Here is a 26521-nt window from a genome sequence, read left to right as displayed (position 1 = left end):
TCATTGACGCGATTTACACTTAAAATGTAATCTTAATCGCTAACAAATTATCTTTGGGATATCCCTCAACTTTGTTGTGTATTGCGGCGACAAAAAAGCTCGTCGCATAGCAAACTTTTGCTCAAATCCTTTCGCTGCGATATGCACTGTTGAACGACCATAGCGGGCGTTTATTGTATCCATGCAAGTCATCAGTTTAGTGTTGTCATTCGAGGGTGTGAACAAGTCGTATTGAAACAGCTCTTCATTCTGTAACCCCATCAAACCCACCCCGCACTTGTAATAACGCACATTAGGTTTGTATAGCTGCGACATGGCAATTTCAATGACCTTAAGAATATTACGAGTGTCATTAGTGGGTACAGCAAAGTGATGAAAGTACGACTTCCTAAAATAGTCTTCAGTATCATGGGGTGAGCTAGTTGCAAACAGGGTCATACTGCTCGTTAAGCTCTTTTGCTTGCGTAGCTTTGTTGCCACAATTTCAGCATGGCTAGCTAAAGCGCTTCGTAGCTCTTCAAAATCAGTAATGCGCTGTCCAAAGCTACGTGTACTGTATATTTCTTTTTTAGCGCCACGCACTGTATCCCAAGTGTGTCGCACTTCACCGTTTAACTCTCGCACTGTGTTTTCAACTAAAATTGAGAACTCTTTTCTAATTTGAGTGGGGTCTCTATTAGCCAATTCCCACGCGGTATTAACGCCCAGCATATTTAAACGTCTACCGAGGCGATTACCGATACCCCATACATCAGTTACGGCCATCTTTGATAGCACTGCTTTTCGTATTTCCTTAGTATCAAGAACGGCCACGCCTTTGAACCCTTCAACTTTTTTGGCGGCGTGATTAGCGACTTTGGCTAAGGTGGGTGTTGAGCCTACCCCTACGCAGATAGGTAGCCTTACTTCTCGCCAAACGGCTTTTCTTATCTGCATCCCCAGCGTTCCCCAACCTTCCTTAGGCGCGTTGGCCTGCTTGCCGTAATACAAAAAGCACTCATCGATTGAATAGACATTAATGTCCGGGGCAAAGCGTGCACATGTATCCATCATGCGTTGGCTTAAATCCGCATATAGCTCATAGTTACTTGAGCGTATGACAGCACCGGCGGCTTCTAGCTCTTTCTTTACCTGAAAGTAAGGTACAAACTTCTTTCCAATCCCCATACGCTTGGCAATACCGCACGCGGCACATATACAGCCATCGTTGTTTGTTAACACCACAACAGGTTTTTTACGAATGCTGGGGTCAAAGACCTTTTCGCAACTGGCATACATGCTGTTCACGTCACACAATGCGTACATTAGAGCTGCTTTTTGAAAGGACGGTGCAATCTTATTGAGCGTGTGACAACACCTTCAATCTGAAACTCGTCCCCCTCTCTTAAAAAGTAGGGTGGTAGGTTCTGACCTGAAGACAATAAGCAGCGCTGTACCTTGTCAATTTTCTTGCACACAAAAACCCCGTTAAGGTTTGCCACCACAACATCTTGGTCTTGAATATTTTGAGCACGGTCAACAATCAGCAAATCACCAGAGAAGATACCGTCACCCATCATAGACTCACCTTCGGCAAAACCGATGTAGGTAGCAGCAGGGTGGTCTATTAGAAGCTGGTCTAAATCAAGATTAAGCTGAGTATATTCTGCCGCAGGAGACTCAAAACCGATGATACCTGCGGAGGCTTTAATTGGGATAAATTTCAACATTACTGTAATTATATACAGTAATTATTGATTTGATATTAACTTCGTCATTATTTTTTTGTATGGTGTATATACGCTAATTTTTATCCTTATTAATAATGCAAAAACAGATGTTAAACGGAGCCTGTAATTTGACGATTTCACAGGTTTAACCTAAGTTTATAATTCAACTTAAGGATGAGGATCATGTCACATATTAATAATCCCCCTCTAATGCTAGTCAATACTTGGCTGTATATTCTAACTTCAGCAGATAAAAATGAGGCAAGGCGTCACGCCAAAAAAATGTTGAACGACGCTTTTGGAAGTGTTGAATTCGCAATCATGTACTTGGAAAATCACGAAGAAAAATTGAGGGCTTAATAGGCATTGGCTTGTCAAAACCTGCAAACCAAAGACATTAATAATTATCCCAGATATTTTCAAGCAGATAAACAATATCAACAGCAAACGCATCACTTTAAAATTACCCTAAACCGCTCCACCATTATTAATGTTGAGGCGATACAGATAGAAGGCGACAATTGATAACTGATTTTGCCTTTCTTTGTTATTAACCATCCCATCATAATCCTTAACTGACGGCTGTATTGTTGGTTATCAATCACAGCGCACATTAGAAATGCATTTTTGCCATATCTAAAGTGATTTTTTTAAGCGTTATGGTGGACGTTCCCTATTTAAATAGTCTTGTCGAAACAACTATTTTGGCGCATTGACGCCGTATTAGGGAGCGTCCATCTCATTCCCATGATAATAAAATACGAAACAATTTATCGAAAATTGCCGAGAAAAACCCCGTTGTATCAGAGCGACGCGAGTCGCGGGGTAATTCACTTTGTCGATCCCTTATCATGTATTTATTACCTAAAGCCCGGGGCACCAAAGTTCATATGCCACGCAAGCTACAAAACTTTGGCAATATTCCGCTAATGAGCCTTCTGCTTCTCCGCATAAGTCATCACCTAAAGGCGTGCTGAATCTAGCGGGCTCTTTAGGGTTAGGCGCAAAATCATAGAGCTGCTTGTTACCATTTTGATCAAAGTGATACAAAATAGGGATATTTCTAAGCAAATTCATCTGATACAAGCCGGGATCCAACTGTTTGCTATTTCCCGCTATTTGCAGACTCACGACTTTGCTACCCGAGTCCAAACTTTCTACTTTGAACCCGCCGGGCATCCCCCAATCTATCACTTTAATATCGGTTCCTGACAGTTTAAAAGCCAGATCCACACCAGCATTAATGGGGTTAGCGCCTGGTCCAGTATGGGCAGGTTGATAACTAATGCTTTGCCGTTCAATCAACTTGATACGCTCACCATATTGATCCTTGATATCCAATTCAAGAAAGTAGTATTCCTGCCCATCAAGAAAGGTATTGTCAAAATTAACTGTTACGTTTATAACGTCATATCCTTCCCAATTTTCGCCGGTATCTGCGGCATTAAAGTTAATGGTAGGCACAGGAAAGGCTGTGTCACCATTGGGTTCACCGGTGGCGAGATCAGCAGGCCAAATCGTAATATCTACATCGCTAACGGTTCTCCCTGAATTTAGAAAAATCCCATGGGTTTCTGCACTGTTAACAAACCACCCTGCGCCGGGAACATAAAAATCATCCATAACCGATTGATACTGATTATTTACACCATTGCCGACGTTATCGTGGACACCATTGTCCCACAGCAGTTCTGCGTGGCTGATGCTGGTCAAACTTAGGCTTGCTAACAATCCAACTAATTTAAGCGTTTTCATAATATTGCTCCAATAAAGCTAAAAAATTTCCATACACTGCATGGTCGTTGTAAGGAATTTGTCATTCCTATTTAGCTATACAGAAACCCTTAAAAAAACCGGACAAAATTTTTAAATAATTAGCAATCAGCATCTATAATTTACTGGCCGCCATTGAAAAGGAGATTGACATAATGCCTGTACAAACAGCTAAACTGCTAGGCATAACGATATTGCTAATCACATGTTTGACATCCGGATGTTCATCAAGGGGTACAGACAGTGAACAGGCTAATATAGAGTTAAATTTGAGCTCTCAGGCTGGGTGCTCCAGCGGCTTTATTCGGCCGCCGGGCGGCAGCGATTGCATTGATATCTCAGACATAATTGCGGGCAGAACTAAAGCATTAGCGCCTGTAGGACAATGCCCTGCAGACTGGCGAAGACTCAAACGTAAAGGGTTTTGTCTCCCGCAATATTCATTGACTGGCTGCGGCAGCGATACTTTTTCGTGCAAGCTTGAAAAAAACGATAGTTTCAGAGTGATCCCTGAATTACCCAAGTGCCCTGAAGGGACTATTGTTGTGACTACAGATGCCCCGTTGTTTGACGAAAATGGTCCATTGTTTTTGGGAACTCGCCTTACTTTGGCATGCGCCCCCCCGAGTAAAATCGACCCCGTTTAGCTTACTATAAGATTAACTGAGCCAGTGCCTTTTTAACGTTCACAACCAGGTTATCCTGGCTCTGCGCGCGCGCGTACATAGGGTGTTTGTTTAGCACTTCTGCTGCTGCCCTGAGTAGCGGCAGTGCATGCAATGGCTGGTTTTGTTTGTGGAGTACCAGACCCAGCACGGCCTGTGCTTCGGCCACCAGACTGTGATTTTCAGGGTATTTTTGCAGTCGCACTTCCAGCGCCGCGCGAGAAAGTGATTCAGCCCTTGCTAATTCAAAGCCAAGATGAAGGGCAGATCGGGCAAAACCCAATTGCGCGATGGCCGTACGTACACCTTGTTCGGGCAATAATCCCAGTGCCTGAGCATATTGTTGATTGGCAGCACGCCATTCTCCTGTGGCTAAAAGCAATGATGCAGGCTGACATAAACCGCGCCCAAGGATCCTGTCGGCAACCTGATACTTTCTGAAAATCTGCAGCATAGTCTGATAGTAGGCTGAGGCCTGCTCAAACTGTCCTAAATCTTGCTCAACCGCACCTAAAAACAACAAGATGACGCCAATAGTGACATTGTCTTCGCTGAGGTTTTGGCGCTTGTTGGAGAGGGCCATTTGTAAATAATCTCTGGCGCTCAAAAAATCGCCTTGTCGATGTGACAATATACCCAGTGAGCGTAATGTATTTCCAACATTTGGATGATCCTCACCCAACATATTCATTTGCGTTTGCAGCGACTTCCTGCTCAGGACTGTTGCCTCTTCAAAGTATTCCAGATCAGTCAGGATCGTCACCAGGTTGTTCAGCGCAATGGTGTAGTAAGTATGTTCTTCACCCTGGACCAAAGCTAAAATACGCAGTCCTTCGCGCATATTCTTTATTGCATCATCAAACTGGCCCTGAACATGCTGGACACCCGCTAAGCCATTATAGGCAATAGCAAGTTCATTCTGCTTATCGCCAAAGGGTTTAATAATCGCAATGGCGTTGCTAAAATTCTGCGCGGCCTTTTTAAACTCGCCGCGTATTTTTAACAGGTCAGCATAGGCGTTCAAGGTTTCTGCATAAGCGACATGTTGATCTTCAGACAGACTGCCCCTGTCTAGTTTATCCAGTGGCGTTAATTTTTGACGATGAATGGTTAAACTTTCAGATAACAAAAGCTCGGCTTGTTGATACTTGTTTTGGGTACTGTAGCTAATCGCCAACTTAGTTAAGTTTTTGGCAATTTGCAGGGGACTGTGATCGGGCAAAGCCTTTTGTTGCGCTAAAGCGAGAGTAAGCAGCTTATCGCTTTGCTCGTAAACGCCACGAGTATAATAAATATCGCCCAGCACGCTTAACATGTGCGCCCGAATTTCTGGTGCTTGCTGCAAGTTTTGTTGAATGTCCTGCTGCCCTTTATCCAGTAATTGCTGAGCACTAATTTCCTGTAATCCACTGATGTTCGGATCAGATGTCTTAAAAATATCGATCATAAATTTTGATACCTGCTGCGCTTTATTCGCTTCAAGTTCACTTTGTGCCAGGGCCGCTTTAATCTTTTGCGACTGCAGAGTGACTGTTGTCGCATAAGCTAGCAGAATGACAATGAAGGAAGACGCCACCAACATGAACTTCCAGTGTCGGCGGCTGAAGCTGGAGGCCAAATATCTCATGTTCTTTTGTCTGGCTTCCACCAGGTGACCAGATAAATGTGCCTCAATATCTTTGGCGAACTCCAACATCGAGGAATAACGATGTTCTGACTCAGTGCGCAGCGCTTTAAGCGTGATCGCGTCCAAATCCCCCCTTAGTTTTCGTTGCCAGTGTTGGGCTATGGATGAATTTGGTTCCCTGGTGCAGATAACACTGGGCGCAGTTGGCAGCTTTTCGCACATCACCCGCGCCAATTCGTAGAGGGAGTCAGACTGGTCGGAAAATCCTTTATGACCCGTGATAAGCTCATACATCACCAATGCCAGTTGATATATATCTGTTGCCACCGTGATTGGTGCTTTTCTGATTTGTTCAGGAGCAGCAAAACCAGGTGTTAGAAGTGACTCACCGGTTTGCGTCATATCGGTCAGGTGATCGTCAGCAATCAGTTTGGCGATACCAAAATCAAGCAACTTAACTTGCCCGGAGTTGTTGATTAATATATTCGAAGGCTTTATATCGCGATGGATAATTAGATTCTTATGTGCGAAGGCCAGCACATTGGCGACCTGAATAATCAGCCGCAATCGCGCCTCAAGCTGTAGGTTGTTGAGGCGGCAATATTGGCTAATATCGACGCCCTCGACAAATTCCATCACGATGTATGGTACGCCAGATTCGGTAAATCCGCCGTCAAATAGTTGCGCAATATTAGGGTGGTTGAGCGAAGATAACGTTTGTTGTTCTTGGCGGAATCTGTCCAGCAATATTGATTTATTCTCTTTTGACTGACTTACACTGGATAATAATTTGATCGCAACCTGCTGCTCAAACTCACCTCCATGTCTCTCGCCTCGATAGACAATACCCATGCCGCCGCGGGCTATTTCTTCTCGCAGTATATAAGCACCAATCTTTTCTCCAAGGGCGTTTTTCTCACCACGTGGAGAATTAGAAACTAAATGTCTAGCCAGTTCGGTCGCTGATTGATCGAGGTAGGAAGGAGCGTTGCGCTGGGCAGCCAGAAACTGTTCAATATCTGCGTGCAAGTGTGGATCTTGTTTCTCGATATTTTGCAGATAAATCCGGTTTTCATTTTCTGAAAGATGAAATATTTCATCCAGAATAACCTGGATTTTTTGCCACTTCTCTCTGGACATTTTGGGATTCATATAAGCACCTGAGGTAAGGCTGGCAATACAGCAAAACCTAGTCAGATAGTAAGGTATATGAGAGCAATGCCTTGGCTTTAACCCAGTCTCTGCGCACTGTTCGCTCGGACACGTCAAACATTTTTGCAATTTCAGTTTCAGTCAGCCCAGCAAAAAAACGCAGTTCGACAAGTTTACTCAGGTGTTCATCAATATCTTCCAACTGCTGCAATGCCTGATCAACCGAAAGTAAGGTATCGATAGAAAATTCTGCCTGTGTTTCGGACTGATGTACAACTTCATTATAGGTAACCGCACGCATGTAACCGCCGCGCTTTTGGGCACTTTTCTGCTCAGCATAATTAATCAGAATTTGTCTCATTGCTTTTGCGCAAATTGCAAAAAAATGACTCTTATTTGTTCCGTTTGCATTTGGCTGTCCCAATAGCTTTAAATATGTCTCGTTGATTAAAGCCGTTGTTTGCAATGTGTGCATCGACCAAGCATTGCGCATTTGATTGTGAGCGATTTTTTTCAATTCCCCATAGACAATAGGAAACAACAACTCAGTTGTCTCCACCTCGCCTTGCGCAGACCGTTCGAACAACTCATTGAAAACTGGTGCAGAATCCACTTTGAAACCTTTTGTCAGTAACAGGATAAGCCTTTTAGTAAAGTCTAGGACCAGAGTGGAAATTTGTCCAAACTTGAAATCCGCGAAAGAAAAGTGCGAATCCCAGTCAGAGTTAATTACCGTCGCAGACATGATTAAAACAAGTCGTAGACTTAATTGCTCGGCACAGCAATGTTTGATTCCCGCTCTTCTTGATTCATGAGTTTATCGTCATTGTTTAGGATTATTGCCAATCGAAAATCGATAGAGAGATCAGAGAATGTAGCAATATCATTAATGTCATAAATAAGATTGATAGTGCGCGCTATATCGGTAGCATCATCGTAATAGCTTCGAGCAAGGCCAGCCACAACAGCCGCAGAATTTTCTGGTATTGCCGCGATGTGAATAATCAGCGTATCTTGACGATAGGTAAATGGTGACGCGAAAAGGTTGGTATTAAGGTTTTCATTTTTATTGCACTCCCCTACCCTTCATGATTCAGCTAGACAAATTAGGGGACAATTTGCCCAGCTGTTTGGGATTAGTTTGGCCAACACTCGACGAGATCTTGCCAATGCTCAAAAATATAAGTAACGCCCTCTTCAGACACATCAATATCATTGGATTCGGCCCAGACAAAAATACTCGCACGTCTGATTGTACCGGGGTGAGTACCGCTATTTGAACGAAAAACACACCATGCAGCGAATTTCTGTATGGTTGATATTTGGTGATGAGATGGTGATAAAATAGGTAACATAAACTCTCCACCTCCTCCACGTTTAAAAGGAACTTATCAAGGTCGGGGAATACCCTTTCTAAATACCTCTAAGCATAGACCAAAAACAACAGATAATACATTTTTTATCACTGGAATTAAATAACATAAATGTGTTCGGTTTATGCACAAAAAGTAGTGGTTCTCAAGCGCTTACTGTGATGGTTTTGTCTGGTTTGTTCGACAGCGGGTCGAGTCCCGAGCTCTGCATTTGGAGGTGATGGCCAAGGGGCTGTTCGTGCGATGCTGTGTCACACATTGGGTGTTATTGAGAGCACCTGCCTTTGGTAGTGACAATGAAGAACGGGGATGACTGTGGCGTGTCATAAGTGCTTTAGCCGACAGCCTGCGTTGATACTTCTCAGGCATTGCCATATTGTCACGGACCTACCAAGGAGGAAGTAAGATATGAATAATGTGACACTGTCACATAGCAAAACCCTGGGACATCGGTGAGGTAAACTAAAGTCACTCGATGGGCGTAATCCTTGCCCGTTTACCTAGTGCATTGTTTGCACCAAGTTAGCGGATAGCATGGAGTGTGAACAACGGAGTAACCTTATCAGCTGGCCAACGGCCAGTGGCTCTTGCGATAGTGTCGGAAACCCGAAAGGCGATCCCCCTGAGAACGTTAGTGCACAGCAAGACAGAGCAGGTTGTGGAGCTACTTGAGTTCTTAACATCCAGATAGTTGAAAAATGTACCAATTTGACTATATTTTGTATTGCTAAACATATACAAGAAAGTACGAAGTGATAATATACCAACCACTGGCCTTGATGATCTCTTTCGTATCAGCTCAATAAAGACTGAATTGAAGTCAGTGATCAGAGAAGGAATATAAACAATGTCTATGAACTTTAAAATTATTGGGGAGAGTATGCCCTGTGTTGAAATAGAACTTAATGCGAATGAATCAACAATAGCGGAAGCCGGTGCTATGAAATACTTTGAAGGAGGTATCAATTTCGAAGTAAAGCTTGGGGATGGTTCAAACCAGAAACAGGGGATATTAAGGAAAATGTTATCTGCTACAAAACGAGTCATGACAAGCGAGTCATTTTTTTTAACCCACTTCACTAATAATACTGAAATTCCGAAAAAAGTGTCATTTTCAGGCCCCTACCCTGGCCAAATAATAGCGATGAACTTGGGGGATATGGGGGGTAAGGTTTATGCTCAAAAAAGTGCGTTTATATGTGCTTCTATAGGCACAAAATTAAGCATGGCATTTTCAAGGAAAATCGGCGCAGGATTTTTTGGTGGTGAAGGGTTTGTGCTTCAGAAAATAGAAGGTGATGGCGAGGTATTTATTCATGCCGGGGGAACCATTGTCGAAAAAGCTATAGAAGATGAAACGATCTATTTGGAGACCGGAAGTCTCGTAGCATTCACTTCAGGAATTACATACGATATCGAAACTACAACCAGTGTAAAATCAGTGATGTTTTCAGGTGAGGGAATATATCTTTGTCGGCTTAGTGGAACTGGCAAAGTCTGGGTACAAACGATGCCTTTTTCTAGCTTTGCGGGTGTTATGTTTGATATGTTAGAACCTAAAATCATAAAGAGTATAAATAATGCGGTTAATCGAGTTGAAAAAGAACGCACTTACAGCAAATAATTAGCTATGGTGACGTGACACCCTATTTACTGAAACTTAATTTCATCCGCCAATAGAAACCCACATTCATTAATAGCGGGACCGACTCTGTCCATTTCAAGCAGCCCTTAAACAGCAATAGATTTATTATCTATAAAGGCAATAAGCTTTTTTATAAACTCATCCCCTGCCCCTGCAGGTACAGACATGCCTAATTTGGCCTCTCTAATTATTTTCTTTCAATTTTTCACACGTAATATCTAGATATCAAAATAATTAGAAACGTTCTTATGTTTTATCATCACTATTCAAACAGTCGATTTACCCTATTTACTTTAGTGATCTTGTGCCTCTTTGCTTGTTCTAAAGAGCCCCAAACACAAACTGCCATAACTAAAATGGCCTATAGCATTGAAAATGAAGAAGTATTCATACCTGTAGGCAAATGGTTGGTTACCAACGACCTGTGCAAGCAAACACTTAATCAAAATACATTAGAAGCAGTAATACTAACCGATCTTCCGCACCCACTTTAAGAATAAATTCTCCGGTATACATCACCAAGGCAATTAATGATGATGTGTTGTCGTTCTTTTAAGTTCATCACCAGCGGAATGTGTTCAGCTTGATACAGAACTGTAATATTTTCGAAGCATTGGAAAACCCATCGAGCAGTGGGTGTTTGGCTTGGCTTTTTTTTCTGGTCGGGGAAGTAACACGCCTTGTCTTTGAGTGTTTTGCGGATTTGATGCTCTAGACTGGCGTACACCATTAAACAACTGGTCATGACCATCAGTAAGGCTTCAATACGTTCTGGCTTCTTGAGGTAAATGGCACTGGTTAGGAAGTCGGGACTTTTTAAGAAACGAAAGCCTTTTTCAACATTTTGCTGGGCTTTGTAGCTGCTGAGTAAACTGGCCATATCCAAATCATCACTGACATCATTGGTGGCAATAATGAACAGTCCGAGTTGCTGTAAAGCGGTTTGGCGTGATATCAGAGGTGTGCATAATTCGCCCGTGATTTGATATTCAATGCGCGTGGGTAATTCGCCTCGTTTAGGTCGTCCTGCGTTTGCATATACCGCCACTTCAATTGCTCGGGCATTGACATCACACACGGTTTGTTTACTTCGCCATTTTACAATGGCGCTTTGTGCATCTTGGACGCAGGCAAAGCGTTGTTGGCTTAACTGTTTGAAGCTTTTTCGCGCTTGCTCGCCGGCTTTTAACATGCGCTTGTTTAAGTTGTGTTGCTCACGCTTGTAAGCCTGCTCACTGCGAATGAGTAACCATGTTTGTTTAACACCGCCATATTCGCTGTCATAACTGACGCCTTCATAGCCTTGGGAAATAGGGGTAAACAGTAAAGTGGGGGCTTGTGCAACCAGTGCCTTCGCTTCTCTCAGTGTTTGCGGCACCCGCGTGATAAATAATTGACCTTGGGCGTCTAATTCCTCAATCGTTTCTTTGACATAAAGCGCCGCATCGGCCACTAAATAGCGGCTGGCTTGAGCCGCTTTTAAACTACCAATATGCGCCTTCACAATCTGTTTAAAGCCTTCCATATCATTGTTGTTGCCACTGGCGGGCTTCATGTACACCGGAATACCCGACTGGTTTTCGCAAATGAGATTTAATATCACCTGATTGAGCTCAGGGCGATGGTCACGTGAATAGCCTTGGGCAATGCGAATGTGTCCAAACTCACCCACTGGTGTGGCTTGGCCATCATAATGGAAACTAGTGGAGTCGAGATGCACCGCTTGGCAATCTAACCCTAGATGATTGACCACCCGCTCGCCTATGCCTTGGTAAAGAGAGGATACGCCCTTGTCGTAAAGTGCATCCAAACATCGCCCAAGCGCATCGTCATTAATATCATCGGCAGATATTCCTTCCCCGAGCAAACGGTCAAGCGGTTTGCTTTCAAAATATTCACTGTACATATGCAAAGTGCGACCGGTAAAACCTAAACCATTGAGTAGCATCGCCACGAATAATTGTCCAAAGCTGACTTTACGCTCATTAGAGCCACCTAATGCATCATCAATGTATTGTGCAAGTTGAATATCTTTACAAAATCCAGCGACAAGGCCAAGGTGATCGAGGGATTTGGAGGAGGGGTAAGTCATTATTTATAGCTCTCAAAAGAGAGTAATAGATCAAAACTGGGGATCGGCGTCAAGGTGTTTTTAACAAACCCACATCAAGTGGTCAATTAATAACCAAATTCAATTCTAAATTTAGGTGCGGAATGACAGATACTAACGGAAACTTCCGTAAAAATGGGTAATTCACTTGGAACTAATAGTTGAAAGCGAAACTATTGACTGGATCGAATCTATAAATTGGGGAATATCTATATTGTAAATAGATAATTAAAACCCCCTGCATGCCATACTTATCAGGGGTTTCGTGTCATTTATATAAAGTTTACCCCAGAGTAAATTTAAATATTCTATTTACATAAAGCTTTAATGACATGACTCAGTGCATCTTCAAGAGCTTTTGGATCACTCATGTCCAAAGTATCCCAATCTATACCAGTATCAACTTGTGTTATATCTTCCTTAAGTAACCGAATAATGGCTTGAGACTGATTTACTTTTATTTTAGGAAATGAAATAAACCGTTTTTCTCTGCCCCTTTTTGGTTTCGTTATTGGTTTTTCAATAGTATTTTGTGATAAATACAGATCCACTTCGACATACTTTGATGACTCAGATAGGTAAGCCAAATACTGAAGTACTTTTTCAGGCCCACCATTTTTATCTAATTTTTGAATGTCATTATTTGCGGTGTAAAGCGAAGATATATATCCATTATCCAAAATAGGTAACAACGCTTCATAATATTGCATGGCCTTCTCGAATCTATAGTATTGGGTCTGTGATAATCCTAATTGGTGAGTCACTATGTCTTTTCTTTTTGTAGCAGTAATATCACTTGTAAGTACTGCATCCAGATCCTTAATAGCACCGGAATAACTCCTTAAACCGTCAGATGCAGATAAGTCAGCCCTAGAGAAATTTTCAACGTGCCTAAGTATATTAACATTTGTAGGTTTTTCAGGGTATATCTTGGTTTTAACTTTAACCATGCGGCCATACAAAAAGCAAACAGCATAAAAACGTCTATGGCCTGAAATTATTGGGAAATTGCTTGTGTTGCCGCGCCATACAGTAATAGGTTGAACTAACCCATTACTTTTAATGGAATCAGCGAGGGTCTTTATTGCTTCTATTTCCTTCTCTATTTCGTTATATCTAGGATTACTCTTGTTTAGCCTGTTTTCTAGAATACCTTTCTCACAGAGCACACAGTCATCTAAGGTCGATTCATCGACTTCCTTGTTAGACCTAGATGACCTTACGGGAAGATACCTTGGGTTATCTTGCTGTGGTCTAATATATTCGATAAGCACTAAATCAAAAAAGGCACCTGAATTAAACAAGGGATCTTCATGGACTTCACTTTTTTTATCCGCGTCTTTAGATTGCATATCTTTCAGGAATCTTTTTGATTTTTCTGAAACACTGCTTCCCTGCTCCAATTGACTGATCATGTCATCTTGACTGGTAGGTTTTCTTTCGACCTTACGGCGTCTAGGTTTATTCATCTGGGTTCCCCCATAATTTTGTTTCTACTAAGTTATAAAGATTAGTCATCTCTTCAATAGCGTGATGATTATGAACATAATCGAAATGTGATGGATCAATTGAAGGCCTTTCCATGACACGATAACAATCTCTTTTACTGATAAAGAAACGCGACATGTGTTCGGCTGTTGCGCCATTTTTATCATAAAGCTTCGTAAGTGCTACTTTGTCTTTTTGTGTCATTCTAGATGGCGTTGGGATTTTATTAGGTATGATACCTAGCACCTGCAATGGATCTTTTTGACGAATTTCATTAATAATTTTGATGCGATTCAGCAACATTGGTGCACCATCAACTGAGTCGTATTCTGCTTCCGTTGGAATAAGAACGTGTGTTGCTGCCGCTAGTATTCCTGATGATATTGGTGATTTACTAGGAGGATTATCGATAATAATAATATCGTAATCCTCTCTTAAATCGGGAAGGTTAAACCAATCTGTCATATGTATGGTGATTTTTGTCACTAGTTCATTTGGATCTGACGTCAGCGCTAGCACTCTATCGACGTTACCTTCTGACGGTAACAATTTAATATTATCAAAAGCCGTTGGATAATCATAAGTAGGTAGGTCGAACAAGATATCTGTACTGGTATTGTATCCTGTCCATTCATCGTCATCTATTTGACCAAATTCAGGATGAATAGGCGCTGCATATTCATCATCACCAGGGATAGCTTGCATTTGAATAAATGCTTTTGACGAGTCTTGCTGGGAATCATAATCAAGTACTAATACTTTACGTTTCTTCCCTTTTTTATCAGGGCCTCCTACTGCTAAAAGGTAAGCAATGGTGGAGGCAAGAAACGTTTTCCCCACGCCACCTTTTCTGTGATAACTAGATAAGACCTTTAAACCGCCATACATAATATTTTCCAAACGTTGTCTGAATACTTTGATGATGTTTGCACATTAAAGATTAGATGTCTCGGATCGAATCTTTAGAAATATTACTTTTTGTGTATATTTTGTTTATTTAAAATTTAAATACACTTTGCTACAGAGCGCTATAAACAGGGGATACAGACAACATCCATAATATTTACCGCGCGGTAATTTTTTAAAAACAATCGTATTTTAATGTTATAGCCACTATTAAAGATAATAATCATTCAAGTGGTATATTTGTATTAGACGTGGATCGAATCTTTAAGACCTTTCAATCTAGGCATATTTTGCTTATTTAAATTTTTAAATACACTTTGCTACAGAGCACTATAAACAGGGGATACAGACAACATCCATAATATTTACCGCGCGGTAATTTTTTAAAAACAATCGTATTTTAATGTTATAGCCACTATTAAAGATAATAATCATTCAAGTGGTATATTTGTATTAGACGTGGATCGAATCTTTAAGACCTTTCAATCTAGGCATATTTTGCTTATTTAAATTTTTAAATACACTTTGCTACAGAGCACTATAAACAGGGGATACAGACAACATCCGTAATATTTACCGCGCGGTAATTTTTTAAAAACAATCGTATTTTAATGTTATAGCCACTATTAAAGATAATAATCATTTAAGTGGTATATTTGTATTAGACGTGGATCGAATCTTTAAGACCTTTCAATCTATGCATGTTTTGCTTATTTAAATTTTTAAATACACTTTGCCACAGCCCAATATAAGCAAGGGTTACATACAATATTAATGAAAATTACCGCGCGGTAATTTTTATTAATTATCGTATTTTAATGTTACAGCGACGAATAAGGACAATCATCATTTACATGGTAATTTGTTTGTAATATCCTCGAATCGAATCATAAAATAAATTAAATCTTTAAAGGGGTGAGTTTTGAGGGAGCTGTTTAATTTAACTGAAAAATATGGATTCACTGCCCCACTTGTCTGTATTGATGCAGATTTTGATTTCACCGCTTTTACTCGACTTTGTAACTCCTTGAATGTATCTACAACTACAACCGCGATGGCTTCGAATATTTTCATTGCATTACAATCTATAGAAGAAAAGATAGGCAGTTTAGATTATGTAGGAGAAAAGATTGATAAGAAAATTACCGTCATTCGTCATCATCTAAATTTGCTTGAAAAAAGGGGGTTAGTACAAAGCGAGTTCATTACAACTGACCCAATTAGAAAAAGGCGAGGAAAGCTTTTTCAATTAGTCATTCCTTCAGGTAAAACATTGTCATCACAGACACTATCAAAAGATGACGAGGTAGATAAATTTCAGTTAGTTGCTTCTGATACGGTAAGTAACATCAGCGTCTATCAGTATGATGATAATGCACGATTTCTTGAATTGAAAATTGTTCGCTACTTGGTTAAAGCGATGCGGACAAATCGAAAAGATGCATCCAGTAAAATCAGTATCGAAGTAAAAAATCGTCCAAATGAAAAGCCCATCAAGATAACGGCTAGAGCGGAGGCGGGTAGGCTGATGTACCTCCCTGATCTGTCTTATTATGCTGGCACAATCACTTGGTTGGTCTCCCATATCAAAACATTACTGAAAACTGATGAGCCCATTGGAGAAACATACACTTTGCCACTTGAGCCAATAATTGCCTTAAGTAAAAACGTTAATATGGATGAAGCATCTGGTGGTGGATACATCACTAATGCGATTGCAAGTTTACACAGAATATCGGGTACCACCTTCGACATGACAAACTTAGCCTCTCATGTCTCAGCCACATCAATAAAGGAGTTAGAGCTTTTCTATAAAATGTTTAGATTAGAAGCAATAGTGACTTTTAATGACGAGCGAGGAACCGAAAAGAAAGCTGCAGTAATCCAGTTTCCACAAAGCACGATACAAAATATTGTTGAGGCAATTAAGCAAAACCGTATTGTCAAAGAGCTGTTGTTGTTTGATAGTGATTTGTTTTCAACAAACAACGAAGTTGAAATATTGTTCAGTCTGTGGGCACGAGAACAGCTTGTCACAGGCTCTTATAAACAACGTTTGTTCACTTGGAACGAGCTACGGGAAAGTGTGGCACCTACATCATCATTGCCTGAATTTAAAAGAAAATTCTCAAACGTAATGATTGCCAATGCTGATCCTGACTACAAAGCCAATATTGATGAGCGTGTATCAGGCAAGATAACCGACAAAATAGGAACAACACATTTGTCTGGTAAAAGTAGCAACGAAAAGGTGGTTGAGTATGGCAGATCAACCATACAAGGTTTTCTAATAAATATAGGATATTCTAGAGAACATGGGTGTCCGATTATCTCCTTTAGGCGGGATATGTCCGGCATTATGATAAGAAGCAGCATTGGATCGAATCTTTAATAAAATCAATAACTTCCAACGATGTGTTTGGATCGAATCTTTAAACATTATAAGTCTTGGATCGAATCTTTAGAATGATCGCTTGTTAGCTTGATCATTTTACTCGTTCGTATAAAGATTAGACTGAATATGAATATGAAGTCGAATCTTTAAACTTCATAAAAAGATAAAAAGCGCTAAAAATAAAAAACCCGCATAGTGCGCCAACACCAAGCGGGTCTACATATGTAACTTTAGATGGGCTACAAATGTAATATTACGCTAGTGATCGATCAGGTCAATAGTACTTCGCGTTTTTTATCAACAAATGTGAACTAAATTTGTTGGTAAGAATGAAATGAACATCAGAGACAAGAAAGACGATGTGTTATTCATGTCCACAGGACTGTTTGAACACCTCAGCGATGCAGAAAGTTACGTATTTTCTCATGTCGCATTTTTCGCATGTCAAAAAGAAGGGCGTTTTAAGGGGAACTTTAAACAAACGACTAGAGCTATTTGCAATAAAGTGGGTTACTCAGCTAATACTGTTCGAAAAGCACTTGAAGATTTGATAGATAAGAAGTTCTTGTCTGTAGTGAAAGAAGAAGAACCGACGTTAAAATATAATTACATAGATAAAGTGGCTCATAAACTAACAATTGGTGAAGCTGACTATGCTGTTAAATATGCTAACTCTATGGCAACAATGCTAAAAGAGTCTGTAACTAAGCAGAAAAAAGTAACAGTACCTCGTGATATGACATTTTTTAAAGTAAATGTAGGTAAGTTACACCGAGACACCAATACTGTGGTGGATAAAAAAGAAAAAAATCTAAGTAAACACTTTCACAAAACACTGATATTGCATGGCTATTTGTATAACCAAACCAGCTGGAATAAAAAGAGAAACAGAGATAACGTATCTAGGGGAGTTGCTTTTCTTTCAGCCGCTATGCAATGGTCACAAAACACAGTCAGACGAGTAATTAATACTCTCAAAGACATCGGTGCCGTTGGATATTCTTATGCTACAAAAACAGTTACATTTACATTTGTATCTGTAATCAATGCAATTAAAAACACCTCCAATAAACTTCGCACTAAACTTTGTAATTCAGATAAAGAGCCAATCACGGCAGCTGCTCCCAATAAAGTATTCAAAATTGACGTAGAAAACTTAACCCCCTCTCAGGGAGCGCAGAATTTAAAAGAGTGGCAAGAGCGCGATAATTAACAAGTCTTTCAAGTTAACGACAAAATCAAATAAAAACAACTCACTAGGTGCTAATTCATAGTCACCAATCCCTACATATCTTAATTTAACATCCAAAATAGCCATTTTAGATAGGATAGTTTACCAATGAAAGAATTTGGGTAGATTAAAAACGTACGCTTATCCATACTTGATCCATTGCTGCGCACTAGGATGATCCACTGCTGCGTTAATAGTTCATTTGCTCACAAATTGCATACACTACTAAGCAATTCCAGCACGTTGGTGCACACACTAGATGTTAAAGTCTAAACAAAGAACTATTAAGATGGCTTACGCCAATCATTATAATTTTGTTTTCTTGGATTAAAGAGGGAAGTTGACATCAAGCAGAATTAAATCCCTGGAATTATACACGTTAAAAGCTACTTTGAAGTAAACCAGAGAGCCACTACAAGCAATTTACTAGTTTTTCATGTCGTTACAGACAATACATAAGATAATGTCTTGTAGAGCCTAAGATGGGCCATATGCATATTCACTTAAGGACGACTTATACATCATGTTTAAACGTGAGTTGTTGGTAATTAGAAAAAAGAAGCAACCTAATTGTAATCAATTAGGTTGCTAAGCACAGTGATCTTTTAGTCGCTGGGTAGCTCACTAACGAAAGCATATAGAACCTGATTGATAGACACTGACGCTTTGTAGTCATCTTTAATGTCTTGCGCAAAGGCCCAAACAGGTTGTCTGCTTTGGATAGACTTTGACAAACCGGTTTCTAATTCAGACAGGGCAGGGAGGTAAAGCGGCTTATGAGCGTACCTGAAATCTGGATCGCCATTTTTGAAAGTATGAGGATTCAACTCAACAACTAATTGAATAACATCCTTCAAATGGCCTGTGTAACTAATATCAGATTTAAGATCACTAGCTAAGCTCCACATTAACTAATTAGTTAGAAATGAAGTCCGTTACGCTGGTTGTCATTTTGCTTCAACAACTGGGATAGTTTTCAAGACACTATTAGACAACGCTTGAGTTTCATTCATGGCCAATGATGTTTACTCAATTGGATAATGTTCTTTAATAGAGAGGGCAGGGGGGTTATAGCTTCTATCTTAGCCAACTGATTTTCAGTTAAGCCCTGGTCAAATAGTTTAGTTGGATTAACTTCAGTTTTAGATGAAGTACTTATTACGACCAAAGAATGCGGATTTTTGCGCATTGAATCAGGCAGCTGTGAGCCTAAAAGCAGTCGGTCGATGTCTGTCGACTGCATTAGAATACTGAGCGATCATGAATGTTCGATATCGTTTTCGGTTTTGTTGGACTAATGAGCGCGCTCAGTCAAAGTTTTTAAGGGTTGAAGCGTAAGCTTCGTAACTATTCAGCCTCATGAAAATATATTTTGACGATCCCAGCGATCGTATTGACTGATCCCGCTAGGATGTCAGACTTGCCTTAATATCACTTTAGTTATTAACCAATGAAGATTGACGGCATTGAAATCGACAGTGTGATCGATTCAACAAAAAAGTTGCTTACAGAGGATAAATCAATTTCGCCGGCCTTAAGAGCGGCAATTGAATTGATCATGCTGGTTGTGTCTTTGCTTGCTAATCGATTAGGACTAAATAGCCAAAACAGCAGTAAACCACCCTCCACAGATTTTGATAGAAAGAAGAATTCAAGGACTAAATCTGACAATCCGGCCGGCGGCCAGAAAGGGCGGGAGGGTAAAACGCTGAGCCCGTTCGAAGAGCCCGATGTAGTCAAGGATATTCCCGTAAACAGGGCGCTATTGCCTCCTGGGAAGTATCGTGATGCTGGCGTCCAGTGTCGTCAAGTGGTTGACATAGAAATATCACGCATGGTCACCGAATACAGAGCGCAAATACTGCTCAACGAAACAGGCAAGAAATTCACAGCTGAGTTTCCACAAGGTGTTAACAGTGCTATCCAATATGGCGATGGCATTAAAGCGCACGCGGTTTACCTGTCACAATATCAATTGCTGCCTTATAAACGTATTGAAGAGTATTTTTCCGATCAACTCAATATTCCGATCAGTGCGGGAACCTTGTTTAACTTCAATCAAAAAGCGTCAGATTTAATTGAGCAAACAGGTGCCGCGGATCGGATCAAAGCCGCACTACGAGCATCACCCGTGCTGCATGTTGATGAAACAGGCGTCAACATTAACGGCAAGCGGCGTTGGTTACATTGTGCCTCATCACTTACCTGGACGTATTTCCATGCCCACGATAAACGTGGGAAAGAGGCCATGGATGCGGCCGAGATACTGCCATGCTTTACGGGCATTCTGTGCCATGACCACTGGAAACCTTACTACAAATATATCCTATGTGAACATTCTCTGTGCAATGCCCATCATTTGAGAGAATTGGAAAGAGCGTGGGAGCAAGACAAGCAGAAATGGGCCAATGAAATGCGTGCACTGCTGACCAAGCTTTGTCAGGACGTGAAGGATAATGACGGTAAGTTAACGCCAGAGTCTGCCCGCGTCGCCAGAGAACAGTACCGTGAAATACTCTTTGAGGGTGATAAGGAGTGTCCGCCACCAAATGAGGAGGACCGACCAGCAGGACAACGGGGTCGTTTAAAACGAACCAAAGCGCGCGCCTTGCTTGAACGGCTCAGAGAATTTGAAAATGATGCGCTTAGATTTATCGAAATAAAAGATGTCCCCTTTACTAACAATCAAGGGGAAAACGATATTCGAATGACAAAAGTACATCAAAAAATATCGGGATGTTTCAGAAGTCAAAACGGTGCGGATATGTTTTGTTTGCTTCGCAGTTACATATCCAGTTGTCGCAAGCAAGATGTTTCAGCAAGTGAGGCGTTGCGACTATTGTTCAAGGGCAGGCTTCCTGACATCTTTTCATCTGCGCGACCTGAATAGTTACTAAGCTTCTAACAATAATTAACCTAACGTCAGATCGAAACAGCGTGAAGCGCATGTTTTGCATTTTGTGAAAACAACTGAGTAATTTACGAAAAATTGCCGATTCCCAATCCCTCGAAGATATAAAAGAGATATAAATATGAAACTACATGTATCGTAATTTTACTAAAAATGAATTTTTATACTCACTATTCTTCTATACTTAATAAGTTTTCTTAAAGTATTTTAACTGCATACGGCAAAGGATATTTAATAAAATGACTAGTAAATTAAAAACTAAAGCATTTATGGCCGGTACAGTGGCAGTTGTTTTGGCGTTCGCCGCACCTTCACATGCTAACCTGATGGCAACGTCGAAGCTGGTAGTTAACAACTTCCTCATTTCCAACGCTAGTGGCACCCCGCTGGATTTTAGTGATTTTTCCAGCATGGCCTACACCAGCAGTGCTAATATGAGCGGCTCCTTGTCAGGTACTGGCGGTTTCGGCTTCAGCACACCCAACGGCTTCGACATTGACTTCCCAAGCAGCTGCCTCAGCACCACAGGCGATTGCAACCCACTATTGGAAAATGGCTTTCCTCATTTTACCGGCGAACAGACTTCGGACTTTATTGCGGCGGATCATACGCAAGTTGGGGCTCCGATCAGTAATCTGCCTGGTTTTCAGCCGGCAGCCGGTGCCACTATAGGTCAGCAAGCGACAGGTTCCCTATCCACCACTACGGCAGAGGGCTCCGCTAAGGTCAATAACGGTATTGACCTTAGCTACACCTTTGTTCTGGAGCAACAAGGCGGTATAACCTTCTCAGGAAACTTTATAACCTATCTCGAGGCTTTCGCCGGTGCAGGCGAACTGTTCTCTGGCAATGCCTCAGCATCAACCACTTTCGGGATCACCATCACCGATCTTCAGGGTGGCCAGGGTATTCAATACAGCCTCGCTCCAGACCTGTTGAATGAGACTACGTCTGTGAACCCGAACGGCTTCGGCTTTGACATTCAGACCTGCGGCAGTTTTGACGCAATCTTTGGTACTTGTGGTATTGAACTGGGATCTTCATTTTCGGACACCACCGGTCAGCTGCTGGCCGGTAACCTGTACCAGCTAACTTTGCGCAGCAACGTCTCTATCGATATAGCACGTGTCTCCGAAACTGTGCCTGTCTCTGCACCGGGAACCCTGGCATTACTGGCTCTTGGCCTGATTGGCCTCGCACCTCGGCGTAATAAGCGCTGATATTTAGCGTTTTCGGTATGATCGTTAAAAGAGGCGTCAAAGCTTCTTTTTTTTGTTTTGTGAGAGACTGCTAGCACTTCAAGGCTCTTACCCTTGATTTTGCCCCCTGACTCGCAGCCTAGATATTGTCAAAACATCAGCCGATGGTGCATGACAACAGCATTTTTTCATCCCGTTGACCAAGTTACCAGGATGCTACAGTCGGCTATGAGCCTAAAAGCGGACAGTCGAGCGTTAAACCTGAAGGAGAACTTTGTGCCAAAAGCCGACATAAGGTTCTAGTCTAGAAAAGGCTTAAATCGACCTATAGCGGACGTAAGAGAATTCAAACTATCAGACTATATTGAGCGCAAAATTATCATAGGATTAATCAAACGCGAATGGCTCCAATGATTTAGATTATCCATCATCTGTCCCAAGGCAGGTGAACTAACGATGCTCAGAGCGATCGACAGATAACTGATAAACTAAATCATCGCAGCCGTTCACAATAAAATGATATCTGACTCAACCGAGCAAATACCGGGCAGCCCACATCATGACTGACATGCCATCAAAGGCCACCCTTTCACCGCCGTATTTATCAAACCAAGTGATGGCATGGCCCCAGAATGACAGGCACAACCGACCTGACAATTTACACCAAATTGATGAGGTGGGGATTTTTACACATCTTATGCCCTTTAAAATGGGAAATCCCCTACAGCCAAGTGTTTACGTTTTTTTCTTTTTCAACCATATGAATGTGTCAGGTTTCTTTACTATTTCAATCCCATGTTTTTTGTAAGTGTATTATATGCTATTGAATTAAAGAGGATTTATTTTCATGGCGCAATTATTGCAAATTTCTAAGCACTGGACTCGAGGTTTAATTTAAAAAAGGATACAGGTATGTTTAAGATGGTTTCAAAGATTTTAGGCGTCATAGCCTTAACAGGATGGATGGGCGTTGCCAATGCGACGTTAATATTTGATTTTTCGTGGGATTCTAGTAATGGTAAAATCATCGGCGAAATATATGGGTTATCTGACGATGGCGATAACATGGGGGCCACCGGGTTAGTATTGACGTCCGTCGGTGTTATGCATTTAAATTACAACGTATTTGAAGATAACGGTTGGACGGTTCACAATAATAGTTTCGACGTGATGGATGGAGAGTTTAAAGATATTAATTTTTATGCTAGTTATATATTTGGAGGCGTTGAACGAATTATATTTATTTTTGATTGGGGTGCCACTTATCGAGGCACCATACATAACATAGAAGTATATTTATACAACGGTGGAAATAAAGGTTTTTATGATGCAACTGGGGTTGGTGTTTTTGGAAAACGCGTGACAGTCCCCGAACCCAGTTCGGTTATATTGATGCTGCTGGGTTTAGCGGGCTTGTCATTTGCTCGATACAGAAAACAATATTAATCGGCTTGTCATCTAGCCCTGCATTTACCCATCGTAACCAGCGGGTAATATAGTCATCAAGCATAGCGGCTCTTTTGGGGGCCGCTAACTTTTGCTCATAAAGCTGACGTACTTTATTCACCGCGTTAGTTATCGTCTTCTCTGCTAAGCCCAATTCTGGCAGGCCAAATCGATAACCCAAAAAATCAAATTCTTTTTCAATACGCCCAATAAAGGTTTTATCCGGCGCTTGCTCCACTTTTAATTGATGAAAGTGTTGATTGACGGTTCTCACCGCTTTGCGCAAGTGCCAGCGGGTTTTGGCCAATACAATCAGTCGAGTAGCCCGAGGGAACTGCCCCCTCAGGCTCTCACAGAACCGGACGTGAACGTCTCCGCTCATCCGGCTCTTATCAATCAAGCCTTCGCGTACAACAATCGCCAGTGAGCAAACAACCAAGGTTGCTTATGCGCAATACGATTTAACCATTGCGCTGCTCGTCTTCGATGATTGCGTAAACGTTTATACTTTCGCGTCGCCCACATAATGAGACGACGATCTAAGCATTTAAGGGTCGGGTATAACGCTGACTTGTAGTAACGTCCATAATAGTTGATCCAACCTTGAATGATCGGATTGAACATTCGGGCAAGATCTTCCAGTGCTTTGTCGCTTCGTAATGGCCAGTTCCAATCACGTGATTTGTGCCGGATTGCTTTTGCAGCCTTGTTGCTGATTGCCGGAGTGAAATTAATAAAGTGTTTCCCCCACCGATTCTTTGAACGGCGAGAGCGAAAGGTATAACCCAGAAAATCAAAACTGACTTCTGCATAATCCCCTCGCCTGTCATCATCTTTACAATAGACAACTTTCGTCTTTTTAGGATGAAGCTCTAAACCCACTTGTTTCATTCTGGCTTCCAGCTTTTGCTTCAATTGCTGCGCTTGAGACTGGCTCTTGCAATGGCAAACTGCATCATCAGCATAGCGCTCAAAGGGAACATTCGGGAATTCCCGAACCATCCATTGGTCGAATGCATAATGGAGAAAAAGGTTAGCCAACAAGGGGCTAACTACTCCGCTTACAGTGTTGCATAAGTTTTCCCTTGATAGTGGATATACCATTATTACCGCTTAAATCATTCTGCGGCTCTATACGAAATACGATATTAACTTCTTCTTTGTAAATCTCAACGCGTTTCACCAATGCTCTGATAATTTCTCTCTGACTGTTGAAGTCGATGTTGTCTAAGGAGCCTGCTACCGTTTTTGCAAATTCCTCTAGTCGACTCACTACCAGAAACAGTTCCATTTGGTTGACTTCGTGATGCTGGCAGGCTTCAATTTGTTGGTTTATTTGCTGTATCTTACTCTTTAGCTGACGGATTTTGGGTTCAAAATCTTCTTTGTCGATTAAACCTTCTGCATAGCTGTCAATGAGCCGTGATTGACCTTTATCTAAACTGTTTTTTTGCTTTTTCAGCGTTATTGTATCGTCATTATTATTGACTTTTTTATCCTGTTGCAATAAATCCAGACGTCGTTCATGCTCCTTTTCTAATCGCTCTGGATGCTTTAATAATTCGACCACCTGCTGCCACACTATTTCATCTAACCTTTCTGTTCTGATTTGTTTGTTATCGCATATCCGTTGTCCACCAAACCGGTAACCATCCGTTCCAATGCAGCGGTAGTACGCATAGGCTTTTTTACCCTTAGCAGACGATGGACTGATTTTCTTGCCATAGTATGCATAATGGCAATGCCCGCAAACCACTAGCCCTTGAAGCAAATGGGCAGCCCCTCTTCGCCGTTGTCGAGCCTGCTTCCTGTTTTCTTCCAGCTGTTCCTGAACAGTTAAAAATAGCGCTTCGCTGACAAGTGCAGGTACCGCTATTTCTATCCAGTCTTCTCGATTGACTTTTTCTACTGAATACGGCTTCTTTGGTGTCTCGGCGCTGTGTTTCTGTGGACGAATTATATTCCTACGCTCTGTCGTTTTGGTTTTACCGAAGGCGGCTCTGCCCATGTAAGCTGGATTTTGTAACATCCCCCAGATAACGCTCCTATCCCAACTTGTTTTTCCTGTTTGAGTCTCTATTCCTGCGTTACTTAGACGCCGGCTGACCTCGCCTATACTCAGCCGTTCTTCGCCTATCCACTGAAATATCTGTCGCACAGTCGTGGCTTGATGTAAATTAATGATGTATTGAGCCGCTTGCCCATCCTGTTGTTTACGGATGTAACGGTAGCCGAAAGGCGCATTGGATAGAACGTTGACACTGCCACCTTTAGCACGGTGGAGCTTGCCTCTACGGTTACGCTCCATGATTTTAGCGCGCTCGTATTCAGCAAACATGCCTTGCATCTGTAGCAGCATTTCATCTTCTGGTGTTGTGCCGATATCATGATTCAAAAACCGAACCTGAATACCTATGTCTGCAAATTCTTCCATCAATAGCGCTTGGTGTGCGTATTTTCGTGATAGGCGGTCTGGTGCAAGAATGTAAAGCAAATCAATTCCTCCCAGAGAAGCAGTGTCTCTTAGTCTCTCTAGTTGTGGGCGAATTAAGGTTGCTCCACTGATCCCCGCATCGACAAACATCATGTCTTCAATGAGGGTTTCACCATCGGCTTCAATCTTCGCTTTTAGTAAGTCAATTTGGCTATCAACATTGTTGTTCTTAGCCTGTTGGTCTGATGATACACGTGCATAGAGTGCGACCATTCTATTATTGCTCATCCGTTACCCCCTACTTTCGAGGTTTTAGTGATGCATACTTCATCATTTTTTTGTGTATTTGTAATAGGATACGACTGTATCTCGTTCAATTTCTCGTAGACCTTGTTCAGGCTATGCGATGAAAAACGATTAGGCTCGAATTCGACTCGGATATTCAATGGCGTTAGAT

21 protein-coding genes are annotated in these 26521 nt (G+C 41.5%); 7 read left to right on the top strand and 14 right to left on the bottom strand.

Annotated elements, in window-relative coordinates; genetic code table 11:
* Positions 1-39: 39 nt before the first annotated feature.
* The 3 genes from CXF95_RS22320 to CXF95_RS22310 form a co-directional block, all read right to left on the bottom strand.
* Positions 40-1305 carry a Y-family DNA polymerase gene (locus CXF95_RS22320; RefSeq protein WP_101200763.1) on the bottom strand — a complete coding sequence of 422 codons (1266 nt, stop codon included), beginning with the start codon at positions 1303-1305 and terminating at the stop codon, positions 40-42.
* Positions 1305-1709, bottom strand: a complete 405-nt coding sequence (locus tag CXF95_RS22315; protein WP_101200762.1) for a LexA family transcriptional regulator — start codon at positions 1707-1709, stop codon at positions 1305-1307. The genes CXF95_RS22320 and CXF95_RS22315 overlap by 1 nt, the downstream gene beginning before the upstream one ends.
* Before the next feature lie 864 nt (positions 1710-2573).
* On the bottom strand, positions 2574-3464 hold the full coding sequence (locus CXF95_RS22310; RefSeq protein WP_101200761.1) for a hypothetical protein: 891 nt from the start codon (positions 3462-3464) through the stop codon (positions 2574-2576).
* 173 nt (positions 3465-3637) lie between these two features.
* On the opposite strand from CXF95_RS22310, the gene CXF95_RS22305 reads away from it, so the two are divergent.
* Positions 3638-4129 carry a hypothetical protein gene (locus CXF95_RS22305; protein ID WP_101200760.1) on the top strand — a complete coding sequence of 164 codons (492 nt, stop codon included), beginning with the start codon at positions 3638-3640 and terminating at the stop codon, positions 4127-4129.
* Positions 4130-4133: 4 nt separating this feature from the next.
* Here CXF95_RS22305 and CXF95_RS22300 read toward each other — a convergent pair whose 3' ends face one another.
* The 4 genes from CXF95_RS22300 to CXF95_RS22285 form a co-directional block, all read right to left on the bottom strand.
* Complete coding sequence (locus tag CXF95_RS22300; RefSeq protein ID WP_101200759.1) at positions 4134-6926, bottom strand: serine/threonine-protein kinase; 2793 nt, start codon at positions 6924-6926, stop codon at positions 4134-4136.
* Positions 6927-6963: 37 nt separating this feature from the next.
* Positions 6964-7539: an ECF-type sigma factor gene (locus tag CXF95_RS22295; protein ID WP_157828219.1), complete on the bottom strand. Its 576-nt coding sequence runs from the start codon at positions 7537-7539 to the stop codon at positions 6964-6966.
* 152 nt (positions 7540-7691) lie between these two features.
* Positions 7692-7889 carry a hypothetical protein gene (locus CXF95_RS22290; RefSeq protein ID WP_101200757.1) on the bottom strand — a complete coding sequence of 66 codons (198 nt, stop codon included), beginning with the start codon at positions 7887-7889 and terminating at the stop codon, positions 7692-7694.
* Between the two features lie 173 nt (positions 7890-8062).
* Entirely contained in the window at positions 8063-8281 is a 219-nt protein-coding gene (locus tag CXF95_RS22285) for a hypothetical protein (RefSeq protein ID WP_101200756.1), read from the bottom strand.
* 865 nt (positions 8282-9146) lie between these two features.
* Here CXF95_RS22285 and CXF95_RS22280 point away from each other — a divergent pair.
* Positions 9147-9923, top strand: coding sequence for a TIGR00266 family protein (locus CXF95_RS22280; protein ID WP_101200755.1), 777 nt, complete (start codon positions 9147-9149; stop codon positions 9921-9923).
* 511 nt (positions 9924-10434) lie between these two features.
* Here the strand turns inward: CXF95_RS22280 and CXF95_RS22270 are convergent.
* The 3 genes from CXF95_RS22270 to CXF95_RS22260 all read right to left on the bottom strand — a co-directional run bounded on the left by CXF95_RS22270 (position 10435) and on the right by CXF95_RS22260 (position 14430).
* Positions 10435-12036 (bottom strand): IS1634 family transposase, encoded by a 1602-nt coding sequence (locus CXF95_RS22270; RefSeq protein ID WP_101197774.1) that lies wholly within the window; start codon positions 12034-12036, stop codon positions 10435-10437.
* A gap of 326 nt (positions 12037-12362) precedes the next feature.
* The gene (locus tag CXF95_RS22265) at positions 12363-13523 is read right to left on the bottom strand and encodes a ParB N-terminal domain-containing protein (protein WP_101200753.1); all 1161 of its coding nucleotides are present in this window, start codon (positions 13521-13523) and stop codon (positions 12363-12365) included.
* Complete coding sequence (locus CXF95_RS22260) at positions 13516-14430, bottom strand: ParA family protein (RefSeq protein WP_101200752.1); 915 nt, start codon at positions 14428-14430, stop codon at positions 13516-13518. Before CXF95_RS22260 ends, CXF95_RS22265 begins: the two co-directional genes overlap by 8 nt.
* A 940-nt stretch (positions 14431-15370) precedes the next feature.
* Here CXF95_RS22260 and CXF95_RS22255 point away from each other — a divergent pair.
* Together CXF95_RS22255 and CXF95_RS22250 are read left to right on the top strand one after the other, a co-directional pair.
* A complete protein-coding gene (locus CXF95_RS22255) occupies positions 15371-16840 on the top strand; it encodes a hypothetical protein (protein WP_101200751.1) in 1470 nt (489 codons plus the stop codon).
* A 337-nt stretch (positions 16841-17177) separates the two neighbouring features.
* Positions 17178-18056, top strand: coding sequence for a hypothetical protein (locus tag CXF95_RS22250; RefSeq protein WP_101200750.1), 879 nt, complete (start codon positions 17178-17180; stop codon positions 18054-18056).
* Positions 18057-18679: 623 nt separating this feature from the next.
* On the opposite strand, the gene CXF95_RS22245 is transcribed toward CXF95_RS22250, so the two are convergent.
* Positions 18680-18982, bottom strand: coding sequence for a hypothetical protein (locus CXF95_RS22245; protein ID WP_101200749.1), 303 nt, complete (start codon positions 18980-18982; stop codon positions 18680-18682).
* A 542-nt stretch (positions 18983-19524) separates the two neighbouring features.
* Here CXF95_RS22245 and CXF95_RS22235 point away from each other — a divergent pair.
* The 3 genes from CXF95_RS22235 to CXF95_RS22225 all read left to right on the top strand — a co-directional run bounded on the left by CXF95_RS22235 (position 19525) and on the right by CXF95_RS22225 (position 23630).
* Positions 19525-20964, top strand: coding sequence for an IS66 family transposase (locus CXF95_RS22235; protein ID WP_101197042.1), 1440 nt, complete (start codon positions 19525-19527; stop codon positions 20962-20964).
* Between the two features lie 260 nt (positions 20965-21224).
* Entirely contained in the window at positions 21225-22205 is a 981-nt protein-coding gene (locus CXF95_RS22230; protein WP_101200747.1) for an EDSAP-1 family PEP-CTERM protein, read from the top strand.
* 891 nt (positions 22206-23096) lie between these two features.
* Complete coding sequence (locus CXF95_RS22225; RefSeq protein WP_101200746.1) at positions 23097-23630, top strand: PEP-CTERM sorting domain-containing protein; 534 nt, start codon at positions 23097-23099, stop codon at positions 23628-23630.
* Here CXF95_RS22225 and CXF95_RS30070 read toward each other — a convergent pair.
* Genes CXF95_RS30070 through CXF95_RS22210 form a run of 3 tightly spaced genes read right to left on the bottom strand, consistent with a single transcriptional unit; the run spans position 23569 to position 26352 of the window.
* Entirely contained in the window at positions 23569-24012 is a 444-nt protein-coding gene (locus CXF95_RS30070; RefSeq protein ID WP_198556647.1) for a hypothetical protein, read from the bottom strand. The genes CXF95_RS22225 and CXF95_RS30070 overlap by 62 nt on opposite strands.
* A 14-nt stretch (positions 24013-24026) precedes the next feature.
* Complete coding sequence (locus tag CXF95_RS22215; protein ID WP_198556677.1) at positions 24027-24671, bottom strand: group II intron maturase-specific domain-containing protein; 645 nt, start codon at positions 24669-24671, stop codon at positions 24027-24029.
* A 7-nt stretch (positions 24672-24678) separates the two neighbouring features.
* On the bottom strand, positions 24679-26352 hold the full coding sequence (locus CXF95_RS22210; protein ID WP_198556676.1) for a recombinase family protein: 1674 nt from the start codon (positions 26350-26352) through the stop codon (positions 24679-24681).
* Positions 26353-26521 lie beyond the last annotated feature (169 nt).

Source organism: Paraglaciecola sp. MB-3u-78, assembly GCF_002835935.1.
Taxonomy (GTDB): domain Bacteria; phylum Pseudomonadota; class Gammaproteobacteria; order Enterobacterales; family Alteromonadaceae; genus Paraglaciecola.
Note: the sequence above shows the minus strand (reverse complement) of the source record. Positions and strands in the feature narration are given on the sequence as shown.